Raw genomic sequence first — 11,531 nt, forward strand, 5'->3', positions numbered from 1 at the left:
CCTTGAGGTGATTTTAGTGAAATGGACCATTCATAAGCTTCATCAGTTACAAAATAAAGGATTAACAATTGATGAAACCATTGATGTTTCTGATTTAAAACAAGTTGACAAGTCAATTCGCGATATTTCCCCTGTACATATTCAAGGGCGCGCTGACTTGAGTTCAACAAAGTTTACGTTTCACTTGACCATTAAAGGGACAATGGTATTGCCTTGTTCCCGAACGTTAGTTGACGTCTCTTATCCATTTGAAATTGATACAATCGAGACGTTTTTATTAAATGATTATGATTATACAACTGATGAAGATATGCATGTTGTTCAAGGAGAGACGGTTGATTTATTGCCGATTGTGAAAGAATTGATACTCCTTGAAATTCCGCTGCAAATTTTTTCAGAAGAAGAAAATGTTGAAGAAGCTGCGCCGCAGTCGGGAAAAGATTGGGAAGTGATTACTGAAGAACAGTTGAAAAATAAAATTGATCCTCGGCTAGCAGGCTTAGCGAAGTTTTTTGAAAAGAAAGAGGAAGAGTGAGCGAAGAACCGGCATTATCCGGCCTTCACATATTTGTAAATCCTTTTAAGGAGGTGGGAATAATGGCTGTACCTTTTAGAAGAACATCTAAAACAAAGAAAAGAATGCGTCGTACGCATTTCAAATTACAAGTACCTGGTATGGTAGAATGCCCAAATTGCGGTGAAATGAAACTTGCTCACCGTGTATGCAAAGCTTGCGGAACTTACAAAGGAAAAGAAGTTGTTAACAAATAATTGTTAACAGATGAAGTTACAAGGGGCTGACCTCAAAGTGTCTGATCTCACGAGGAATCCATCATATATAGTGTTCTCATCTAATGCTATGTACTATATATGATGGTTGTGGGTCTGATACTTTGTTTTAGGGTCAGCCTCTTGTTTTTTGAGAAAATACGGTTTTGCTTTCGATGAAAAGTGGCAGGAAAATAGGAGATTCTCGTTAAATTATTAAAAAGTGAAAGAGAGGAGGGGAAGATGTGGCGGATGTTTTGTTAGAACAAGATAAGGACGGCATCGTTTGGTTTACGATTAATCGACAAGAGAAGAGAAATGCCATTAACTATGAAGTGATGGATTATTTACAAGAAACGATTCAAATGGTTGAACAGAACGATGATGTGAAAGTGTTGGTTATTACCGGAGCGGGAGAGAAAGCATTTTGTTCGGGCGGAGATTTAAGTAGCTTTCATCGTTTGCAGACGAAAGAAGAAGCGTATTCGATGCTTGGAAAAATGGGGAATATTCTCTATTCGCTTTTAACCGTTTCAAAGCCGACGGTTGCGTTGATTAATGGAACGGTAATTGGCGGCGGATGCGAGTTGGCAACCGCTTGTGATTTCCGCTATGCAAAAAGAAGCAGCAAAGTTGGATTTATTCAAGGAAAGTTGGCGATTACAACAGGCTGGGGCGGAAGTACGATGTTATTTGAAAAAATTTCTTATGATCATGCGCTTCGTATGTTGTTGGAGGCAGAACCGACTAGTGCGGAGAAAATGTATGAATACGGTTGGATTCATTCTCTTTTGCCAGAAGAAGGGTTGAGAGAAGAATGTAAAAAGCTTCTTTCGCCATATTTATCTAAATCTGTACAAGTTTTGCGGGCATATAAAACAGCAGCGGTTGCGAAATGGAAGAATGAAGCATTTCGCGCGAGATTTTTTGCTGAAATTGAACGGTGTTCCATATTATGGGAATCCCCTGAGCATGATGAAGCAGTGCGTGCATTTTTAAATAAATAGTCTATCTTTCCTATTAGTCGCATACATATAGTGAAAAAAGCGACTAGGAGGATGAAAGATGACAAGTTTACGCCAAGATGCATGGACACAAGATGAAGATTTATTGTTAGCCGAAGTAGTATTACGTTATATTCGTGAAGGTGGGACACAGCTTCAAGCGTTTGAAGACGTCGGGAGGCGTCTCTCTCGAACGGCAGCAGCTTGTGGTTTTCGGTGGAATTCGTATGTAAGAAAGCAGTATAAAGATGCCATTGAACTAGCGAAAAAACAGCGGAAAGAAAAGAAAAAAGAAGCAGCTGTTCATATGGAGCGAAAGGACACAGCAACAGCGGAGATAGCAGCAGCGAAAGAGCTTACTTTGGACGAAGTGATTGTTTTCTTGCAACGATATCGCCAATCGGTAAATGATTTTCAACATGCGATTGATGAAAATCGTGCTTTAAAAAAAGATATGGAACAATTGCAACAAACAATAACAAGATTGCAAGTAGAAAAAGAGTGGCTGGAAAAAGAGTTAAAGATGGTTCAAGAAGATTATAAAGCATTGATTGGTATTATGGAACGCGCGAGAAAAATGGTAGTTTTTGAAGAAGATGAGCAAGCGAAAAAGGTAAAATTTCAAATGGAACGAAACGGGAATCTTGAGAAAATTGAAAAATAAGAAGCTTCATAGGCTGTCTCAAAAAGCCCCCTCTACTACAATCTCTATGGCAAAGGAATGAAAATGCCGATAGTTTGAGGGAATCACGGTTTTATGGGACAGCCTCATTTTTGTTAGGTTTGTTAGTTAACGTAAACCGTTTTGATTTGTTACAATAATTATAAAAAGTTGATGGATAGAAAGAGAGGAAAAAGTAGACGTGAAAGTGGGGATTGTTGGCGGCGGGGCAGTTGGTTTGTTAATGGCTGCCTATTTACATCGTATGTATGATATAACGCTATATACGAGAAGACAATCGCAAGCGGCTTTACTAAATAAAAATGGTTTGCGATTAATGAAGGATCGTAAGGAAGAAACGTTTTTCATTAAGGCGAAACATATCGAACAAAGTGAGATGAATGACGATGTCGTGTTCGTTACTGTCAAGCAATATGATTTGCCTAAATTAGCTTCATCGGTGAATAGGCTGCAAAACGTTCCGACTATAATATTTTTGCAAAACGGAATGGGGCATTTGCAGCTTTTAAGCCAATTCAATAATCGAAATATTGTGCTTGGGGTTGTAGAGCATGGAGCGTTAAAACATGACGACCGCACAGTCGAACATACAGGGGAAGGAAAAATCAGTCTTGCTGTCTGGAAAGGAGAAATGGGGGGAGCTCAGCGCTTTATTGAGCAATCCTCGTCCCATTTCCCATTTTTGTTTAAGAAAGATTGGTATGAAATGTTGGCGATGAAGCTGGCTATCAATGCAGTCGTAAATCCTTTGACAGCGTTATTGCGTGTAAAAAATGGACAATTACTCGAAGTAAACGAGTATCGAATCATGATGCAATTGCTGTTCAGTGAACTAAAAGATGTATTATCGCTTTCCGATGAGCAGCAAGCATGGGAAAACATTGTTCATGTATGTGAGAAAACAGCGAACAATCGTTCTTCGATGTTAAAGGATATAGAACAAGGTCGTCAAACGGAAATTGATGCTATTTTAGGATACATAATCCAGAGAGGAAAGAGCATGAATATCCAGACCCCTTTATGTGAGTTTTTGTTGTATGCGATTAAGGGAATGGAACGAAGGGGGATTTCACATGAGTGATTTCGTTTCTGTACTTTTTGCGACATTTGTTACGGTGCCGATTGCGGCTTTTATACTTGTCTATATGCTTGGAAGAAAAGTTTTGAAACGAAAAAAGAAATCATTTCACTTAGCTGTGAACGTTTCAACCATCTTTTTTATTTTGAGTGTGCATTTTTTGATTATGACGATTTGGGGTACCTCATATTTATGGATGATTATAATCTTTTTGCTTTTGCTAAAAGTATTATTTATGATAGGTTATTGGTGGAAAAAACAAGATGTGCATATCACTCCTGTGTTTCGTTTGTTTTGGCGTTTTAATTTCTTATTATTTTCTTTTGCCTACTTTAGCTTGCTTATTTACGGGTTCGTTATGCGTACGATCGAAAATTTGTAATGCCATATTTTTTTATATTGCGAGAAGAAATGGTATACTCTTGGCAGAAAAAATAAATGAAAGAGAGAAAGGAAGTTTTTATCAATGGAGATGATGGAAATCTCTTTACCGTCCGTAACACCGTTAGCAACGGATTATATAGAAGGTTTATTTCCTATAAAAGAGGGATTTGATTACGATATTTATGCTGATCATGTGTTCAAAATGCGTCTAAATGACTTGAAAGAAAGAATATACCCACGGCAAAAGCTTGTTGAACATTTGCTGCACTACCATCAAAGATTTACAGTAAGTAAGAAGACGTTAGACAATATACATAAACTTCTTAACCCAGCAAGTGTAGTAGTCATTGGTGGACAGCAGGCAGGACTTTTGACTGGTCCGCTTTATACGATTCATAAAATTATCTCGATTTTGACGCTTGCTAAACAGCAGGAAAAAGCATTAAAAGTGCCAGTTGTGCCAGTATTTTGGATTGCTGGTGAAGATCATGATGTTGCCGAAGTGAACCACGTATATGTAGTAGAAAATGAAAAAATAAAGAAGAAAACATACCCCTATACATTTTCGGAAAAACAAATGGTAGCTGATTTACCGATTGATCGACAACGATGTTTTGAATGGGTAAAAGAAATTGTTCAAACATATGGAGAAACTGACGTAACCAATCAACTGCTTTCGTTTATTGAAGAAAGTTTAGAAGAAGCGGAAACATTTGTTGATTTTTTTGCGTCGCTCATTTTGCGTTTGTTTGCCGCGGAAGGATTGGTAGTGATTAATGCGGCAGATTCAGAATTAAGAGCAATTGAGCGTGATTTTTTTGTGCAATTATTGAATCGTCATCGTGAAATTACGAAGCATGTATTAGCGCAACAAGAAGAGTTAAATAAAATGGGATACAAAAAAATGCTTGATGTTCAGGAGCAGTCTGTTCATTTGTTTTATCATCATGATGGGGAGCGGCTTTTATTAGAGTATGATGATCAAGTTCAGCGGTTTCACAGCAAAAAAAGAGAAGTTTCTTTCACATATGAAGAGCTCGTTTCGCTTGTTGGAACAAAACCGCAATTCTTTAGTAATAATGTTGTGACAAGGCCGTTAATGCAAGAATATTTGTTCCCGACATTAGCTTTTATTGCCGGACCTGGAGAAATTGCTTATTGGGCTGAATTAAAGCAAGCGTTTTCTTTGTTTGAATTTAAAATGCCGCCAGTTGTACCTCGTCTTAACATAACGATTGTTGAACGTTCCATTCATACGGATATCGAAGAAGTAGGGTTAACCGTCTCTGCTGTTTTACAAGGAGCAACTGAACAAGCAAAGGAAATTTGGCTTCGTAATCAGTTCAAATATCCGCTTGAGGAACTTTTTGCAAATGCAAAAGCAAACATAGAAGAAATTCATCGGCCATTAAGAGAAATCGGTATGGAGATTGATCGCGGATTAGCAGATTTGTTGACGAAAAATGCCAATTTCATTCAAGCACAAATAGATTTTCTTCACCAAACATTGCATCGCCGCTTAGAGCAAAAATATGAAACGGAACTTCGAAAGTTTGCGCGTATTGAGATGGCTTTAATGCCGAATGGTGCACCGCAGGAGCGGATTTGGAATATCTTTTATTACATGAACAAGTATGGATTGGATTTTGTAGACCGCTTATTGCTCCTTGATTATAAGTGGAATGGTATGCATAAAATTGTTTATATTTAACCATTTTTCAAAGAAAACGTCGAAGAAAAAAGTCCTGCTTAACGCAGGATTTTTTTTTATCGTTAAGAATTAGTACATAAGTAATTAGCATGGTAATAAAAGGTATGGTAAGTTAATATAGAAGGACAAAATTTTACATGCCGCGACAATTTCGAACAGACAAAGACGATTTTTTACAAGAAACACCTAAAAATATGAGTAGTTTTGCGATATAATGTAAGAGTTATCATCATTTTTAATGATGATTTATTACAATAAGAAAAATAAAGGTGGTGAGACTGTGTTTGAGCATACAACAGTCTTATTGAAGGAAACGGTCGATGGTTTGCAAGTAAAGCCGAATGGTATATATGTAGACTGTACGCTCGGTGGCGCAGGTCATAGTGAATATTTATTGTCAAAGCTATCAGGAGAAGGGAAATTGTTTGCTTTTGACCAAGATGAAACGGCCATTAAACATGCGAAAGAAAAGCTTAGAAAATACGAGAAACAAGTAACGATTATTAAAAGTAACTTTCGCTTTTTAACAGATAAACTAGCGGAACATGGGATTCGCCAAGTCGATGGTATTTTATTTGATTTAGGTGTCTCGTCTCCGCAGCTGGATACACCGGAGCGTGGGTTTAGTTATCATCATGATGCGCCACTTGATATGCGCATGGACCGTGAACAAACATTAACAGCGTATGATGTCGTAAATCATTGGTCTTATGAAGAATTGGTGAAAATTTTCTTTCATTATGGGGAAGAAAAATTCTCGAAACAAGTGGCACGAAAAATTGAAGCGGTGCGTCAGCAAAAGCCGATCGAAACGACTGGCGAGTTAGTGGAACTGATTAAATCGGCAATACCAGCGCCTGCACGAAGAAGCGGCGGGCATCCGGCAAAAAGAATTTTCCAAGCGATTCGCATTGCTGTTAACGATGAGTTAAAGGTGTTTGAAGAAGCGATTCAACAGGCGATTGATTTATTAAAGCCGGGCGGAAGAATTAGTGTGATCACATTCCACTCTTTAGAAGACCGTATTTGCAAAGTAGCGTTTAAAGAAGCGAGTGAAGGACCGAAACTTCCACCGGGGCTGCCTATCATTCCAGAGCAATATAGGCCGAAATTAAAAATTATTACAAAAAAACCAATTGTTCCATCAGAAGAGGAACTTGCTATGAACAATCGGGCTCGTTCAGCAAAACTTCGTATCGCTGAAAAATTGTAATTAGAGGAGGGAAAGAGTTTGAATCATGCAGCTGTTAAAATAAAAACTCAAGAAGTACAAAAACGAGAGCGTCACGCTCGTCCAAACGCGCGGCCGAAACGCAAGCGTCAATTTCGCACTACATTAGGGGAAAAAGTACTTTTGTTCGTGTTTGCTCTGTTTGTCGTTTACTGTGGCATTCGAATGATTTCCAATCACGTTGCGATTTATGAAGTAAACAAACAAATTCAACAGCTAGAGGCAACGATACAAGAACAGAAAAAATATAATAATGATTTATCTGTTCAAGTACAAGAGCTAAGTACATATGAACGTATATTAGAAAAAGCAAAAGAGCTCGGCCTTTCATTAAACGAAAATAATGTAAAAGTAGTACAGGACTGATGGGCAATGACACAGAATAAAAAACATATGAATATAAATAAAGGAGCAGCTGGTTTATTTATTTTGTTTAGTCTGCTCTTTTTTATATTGTTGGCCCGGTTTGTCTATTTGCAGGCAACGGGAGTAGCGGACGGCCAAGTGCTGGCTGTTGAGGCGGAAAAGCGGTATAAACAGCAGCGAGTCCTTGAGGCAAAACGCGGTACGATTTTTGATCGAAATGGTGAAGTCATTGCTGAAGATACACCATCGTATACCGTTGTGGCTGTTCTTGATAAAACGTTAACAATCGATCCTAAAAAACCACGGCATGTCGTTGATCCTGAAATGACGGCCAAAAAACTCGCTCCGTTATTGAAAATGAAAGTGAGCGAGGTGGAGAGGATCTTAAAAAAAGATGCGAAACAAGTAGAGTTTGGTCCAAAGGGACGAAATATTAGTCAACAATTAAAAATGAAAATTGAAGCGTTGCATCTTCCGGGTATCGGATTCATTCGTGATACAAAGCGGTTTTATCCGAATGGGACATTTGCTTCTCATGTGATTGGTTATGCCCAAAAAAGCGATGAGGAAGACGGACACACTGTTGGAGCCATGGGACTCGAAAAAAGCTTAAATGATTACTTGAAAGAAAAAGATGGGTACGTGACCTTTAAGGGTGATCCTCAAGGCTTAAAGCTTCCGGACACAAAAGAATCAGTCGTTCCGCCTGATAACGGAAACAATGTGTATTTAACGATTGATCAAAAAATCCAAACGTTTCTTGAGGATGCTATGAACCAAGTGGAAAAACAATACAAGCCGAAAAAAATCATCGCTATTGTGGCTAATCCAAAGACGGGAGAAATTTTGGCGATGGGTTCAAGACCAAGCTTTGACCCAAACAAGCGAAACATTCACTATTATGTGAATGATGCGATTTCCTATCCATACGAACCAGGGTCAACGATGAAAATTTTTACGCTAGCTGCGGCTATTAATGAAGGGGTTTATAATGGCAATGAGCTATATAAGTCAGGAGCTTATAAAATCGGTCCAAATATTATTCGCGATCATAATAAAGTCGGATGGGGTATCATTTCTTTTAATGAAGGGGTCCAGCGCTCTTCTAACGTTGCTTTTTCGATTTTAGTAAGAGAAAAATTAGGAGAAGATCGCCTTCTGCAATATTTACATCGTTTCCATTTTAATCAGCCGACAGGAATTGATCTTCCGGATGAAACAATTGGTAATATTGTTTACCGATATCCGATTGAAAAATTAACGACTGGATTTGGACAAGGAACATCGGTTACTCCGATTCAGCAAATCCAGGCGGCTACCGCCATTGCAAATGGCGGCAAAATGATGAAGCCTTATATCGTTGATCGTATTGTCGATCCTGACACGGGAAAAGTGGTTAAGCGGAACGAGCCTAAAGTTGTCGGACAGCCAATTACAAAAGAAACAGCGGAAAAAGTACTGGATATTCTAGAAACGGTTGTTACTTCGGAAAACGGAACAGGGCGACCATACCAAATTGAAGGGTATCGTGTTGCCGGAAAAACGGGGACGGCGCAAATTCCTTCACCAAATGGTGGATATTTAACTGGCTACAATAATTATATTTTCTCTTTTCTAGGTATGGCACCTAGAGAAAATCCGCGTCTGCTTATGTATGTTGCAGTGCAACAACCAGAGATTTCCTATACAGAAACGGGAGCAGCGCCTGTCTCAATGATTTTTAACAGTGTCATGAAAAGCAGTTTACAATATTTAAATATTCAACCTTCTCTTGAAACGAAAAAAAAGCTAAAAAGTAACAAAGGAATCGTTCTTGATCAATATGTAGGTTTGACGGTTGACGAAGCAACTAAGCGGTTGAAAGAAAAAGGATTGACACCTGTTTTTATAGGCAAAGGACAACGAATTGAAGCGCAAATGCCATTCGTTGGCGAAGAAGTGATTGCACGCGAGAGGATTATTTTACAAACAGATGAACAAGCAACCATGCCTGATGTTACTGGATGGTCACTGCGCGATATTATGAAATTAGCGCAACTATTACAGCTTCAGCCGAGCCTGAAAGGACATGGTTATGCAGTCACACAAAATATCCCGCCAGGTGCAAACGTAAAACCAGGAGATTATTTGATTGTTGAACTAGCCAATCCACAACAGGTTGAGAAAAGGATCGCTGAAATCGCGCAACAAAAAGAGGAAAATAAAAAGCAAACAGATGAGAACAAGCCGCTTGATTAGCAATTGACGTTCTATCATAATCGGTACAAGCATATAGTGGAACGAGCCTATTCTATAAAGGAGGTTCTGCTATATGCGCGTTTCACACGTCACCGTTCGAAAACGCCTAATGATTGTGTTATTGATTGGATTTCTTATTTTTACCATTATTGATATTCGACTTGGATATGTACAATTTGTACTTGGAAAGATGCTAACGGAAGAAGCGAAAAACTCGTGGAGCCGAAATATTCCGTTTGAACCAGAGCGAGGAGAAATTTTGGATCGAAATAATATTCCGCTTGCTACGAATATGAGCGCTCCGACCGTGTATGTTGTACCGCGGCAAATTGAAAATCCTACGGAAGTAGCAGAGAAGCTGGCAAAAGTATTGAATATGCCGGTCGAAAAAGCATACAAGCATGTAACCAAACGAACTTTAATAGAACGGATTCATCCTGAAGGGCGAAAAATTTCCCATGAAAAAGCAACAGAAATTCGCGCGCTTGGTCTAAAAGGAGTTTATATTGCCGAAGATTCTAAGAGATATTACCCATTTGGCAGTTATTTATCTCACGTATTAGGTTTTACTGGCATTGATAATCAAGGATTGACAGGGCTGGAACTTTATTATGATAAAGAACTGAGTGGGAAAAAAGGTTCCGTGCAATTTTATTCTGATGCTAAAGGTAAGAGAATGCCGAATATGGCTGATAATTATACACCGCCGACGGACGGCTTGAACTTACGATTAACGATTGATACGCGCGTACAAACCATCGTCGAGCGGGAGTTGGACATTGCTGTAGCGAAATATAACCCTGATGGCATTATAGCTATCGCTATGAATCCAAACAATGGCGAAATATTAGCGATGGCAAGCCGCCCGGATTTTGACCCGGCAAACTATCGCAATGTCCCACCGGAGATTTTTAACCGTAATTTACCCGTTTGGAGCACATATGAGCCTGGTTCTACCTTTAAGATTATTACTCTGGCTGCTGCGTTAGAGGAGAAAAAAGTAGATTTATTAAGAGACCATTTTTATGACCCTGGATATGCCAAAGTAGCAGGAGCTACTCTTCGCTGCTGGAAAAGAGGAGGGCATGGTCATCAAAGCTTTCTTGAAGTTGTTCAAAATTCATGCAACCCAGGCTTTGTCGAATTAGGCGAGCGATTAGGAAAAGAAACGCTGTTTAAATATATTAGAGATTTCGGTTTTGGGGAGAAAACGGGCATTGATTTACAAGGGGAAGGAAAAGGAATTTTGTTTGATATGAATCGTGTTGGCCCTGTGGAACAGGCAACGACTGCATTTGGTCAAGGAGTTTCTGTTACGCCGATTCAGCAAGTTGCTGCCGTTTCTGCAGCGATTAACGGCGGAATTTTGTATACGCCATATATTGCAAAAGAGTGGGTCGATCCTGTTACAGGTGAGGTCGTAAGCCGCAACACGCCAAAAGTGAAGCGCCGTGTTATTTCCGAGGAAACGTCCAAGCAAGTAAGATATGCGCTTGAGAGTGTGGTTGCCCAAGGAACAGGAAAAGGGGCATTTGTTGAAGGATACCGTGTTGGAGGAAAGACAGGAACAGCGCAAAAAGCACAAAATGGACGGTATTTAGAAAATAATCATATTGTATCATTCATCGGCTTTGCACCGGCGGATAATCCACAACTTGTTGTTTATGTTGCGGTCGATAATCCAAAAGGAACAGTGCAATTTGGTGGAGTAGTTTCTGCTCCAATAGTAGGAAAAATTATGGGGGATAGTCTTCACGCTTTAGGAGTGGAACCACGTAAAAAGCAACTTGAGAAAGAAAGAGCGTGGAATGATCCGAAAGTTGTAACAGTTCCGAATTTAATTGGCCTAACAAAAAAAGACTTGCAACAGCAGCTTTTTAACTTAAAATTAGATGTTAGTGGAGAAGGAGAAACGGTTATTGAACAAGCTCCGCAAGCAGGTGTAAAGGTAAAAGAAGGAGCGACGATTCGCGTCTATTTAGGAGCGAAGAATGCTGATTTATCGGAAAGATAAGCCTAGAGGAAAATAACCCTCATGGCTTCTTTTTCTGTTATGATATAATGGTTAA

11 protein-coding genes are annotated in these 11,531 nt (G+C 39.2%); all 11 read left to right on the forward strand.

Annotated elements, in window-relative coordinates:
- Positions 1-16 precede the first annotated feature (16 nt).
- On the forward strand, positions 17-535 hold the full coding sequence (locus HNQ85_RS04665) for a YceD family protein (RefSeq protein WP_181536602.1): 519 nt from the start codon (positions 17-19) through the stop codon (positions 533-535).
- Between the two features lie 62 nt (positions 536-597).
- A complete protein-coding gene (gene rpmF, locus HNQ85_RS04670) occupies positions 598-771 on the forward strand; it encodes a 50S ribosomal protein L32 (RefSeq protein WP_044893869.1) in 174 nt (57 codons plus the stop codon).
- A gap of 242 nt (positions 772-1,013) precedes the next feature.
- Positions 1,014-1,775, forward strand: a complete 762-nt coding sequence (locus HNQ85_RS04675) for an enoyl-CoA hydratase-related protein (RefSeq protein WP_181536603.1) — start codon at positions 1,014-1,016, stop codon at positions 1,773-1,775.
- A 58-nt stretch (positions 1,776-1,833) separates the two neighbouring features.
- Positions 1,834-2,436, forward strand: a complete 603-nt coding sequence (locus tag HNQ85_RS04680) for an RsfA family transcriptional regulator (RefSeq protein ID WP_181536604.1) — start codon at positions 1,834-1,836, stop codon at positions 2,434-2,436.
- A 199-nt stretch (positions 2,437-2,635) separates the two neighbouring features.
- Positions 2,636-3,535, forward strand: a complete 900-nt coding sequence (locus HNQ85_RS04685; RefSeq protein ID WP_181536605.1) for a 2-dehydropantoate 2-reductase — start codon at positions 2,636-2,638, stop codon at positions 3,533-3,535.
- Positions 3,528-3,914, forward strand: a complete 387-nt coding sequence (locus HNQ85_RS04690) for a DUF3397 domain-containing protein (protein WP_181536606.1) — start codon at positions 3,528-3,530, stop codon at positions 3,912-3,914. Before HNQ85_RS04685 ends, HNQ85_RS04690 begins: the two co-directional genes overlap by 8 nt.
- An 84-nt stretch (positions 3,915-3,998) precedes the next feature.
- Positions 3,999-5,627: a bacillithiol biosynthesis cysteine-adding enzyme BshC gene (gene bshC, locus HNQ85_RS04695; protein WP_181536607.1), complete on the forward strand. Its 1,629-nt coding sequence runs from the start codon at positions 3,999-4,001 to the stop codon at positions 5,625-5,627.
- Positions 5,628-5,907: 280 nt separating this feature from the next.
- On the forward strand, positions 5,908-6,840 hold the full coding sequence (gene rsmH, locus HNQ85_RS04700) for a 16S rRNA (cytosine(1402)-N(4))-methyltransferase RsmH (RefSeq protein ID WP_181536608.1): 933 nt from the start codon (positions 5,908-5,910) through the stop codon (positions 6,838-6,840).
- Positions 6,841-6,858: 18 nt separating this feature from the next.
- Positions 6,859-7,224: a cell division protein FtsL gene (gene ftsL, locus HNQ85_RS04705; RefSeq protein ID WP_181536609.1), complete on the forward strand. Its 366-nt coding sequence runs from the start codon at positions 6,859-6,861 to the stop codon at positions 7,222-7,224.
- Positions 7,225-7,230: 6 nt separating this feature from the next.
- Positions 7,231-9,462, forward strand: a complete 2,232-nt coding sequence (locus tag HNQ85_RS04710) for a penicillin-binding protein (protein ID WP_181536610.1) — start codon at positions 7,231-7,233, stop codon at positions 9,460-9,462.
- 73 nt (positions 9,463-9,535) lie between these two features.
- Positions 9,536-11,476, forward strand: coding sequence for a stage V sporulation protein D (locus tag HNQ85_RS04715; protein ID WP_181536611.1), 1,941 nt, complete (start codon positions 9,536-9,538; stop codon positions 11,474-11,476).
- The last annotated feature ends 55 nt before the right edge of the window (positions 11,477-11,531 follow it).

Source organism: [Anoxybacillus] calidus (genome assembly GCF_013760845.1).
In the GTDB taxonomy this organism is placed as follows: Bacteria; Bacillota; Bacilli; order Bacillales; family Anoxybacillaceae; genus Paranoxybacillus; species Paranoxybacillus calidus.